Source organism: Psychrobacter sp. TB20-MNA-CIBAN-0197 (genome assembly GCF_040309765.1).
In the GTDB taxonomy this organism is placed as follows: Bacteria; Pseudomonadota; Gammaproteobacteria; order Pseudomonadales; family Moraxellaceae; genus Psychrobacter; species Psychrobacter submarinus.
This window is the reverse complement of the sequence record NZ_JBEOPC010000841.1, coordinates 1-261: the sequence shown is the minus strand read 5'-3', so window position 1 is coordinate 261 and position 261 is coordinate 1. Positions and strand designations below refer to the sequence as shown.

1 protein-coding gene is annotated in these 261 nt (G+C 48.7%); it reads right to left on the bottom strand.

Annotation, left to right across the window (positions count from 1 at the left end):
* On the bottom strand, nt 1-261 hold a 261-nt coding region (locus AAEY83_RS16235; protein WP_351060670.1), incomplete at both ends, for a hypothetical protein.

The following is a 261-nucleotide window of genomic DNA, read 5'->3' as shown; positions in this document are numbered from 1 at the left end:
AATCATTTGCTCCGCAAGCAAGCCTTTATCAAACGGCTCATTACGTTCTACCTGACAAGTCTGCGCTTTGCCGCTACTGGCTGGATGGCTAAATAACAGCGGCGACAAATCTAAATGACGCTGCTTATCGGTATTACCCTCTAGCACATCAAGCAAGTCTGTACGTCCGACCAACTCCTCCATGCTACGCACACCCAATGCAGCAAGCCACTCACGCGTTTCGGTGGCGACAAACTTAAAGAAGTTAATCAGCATTTCTGC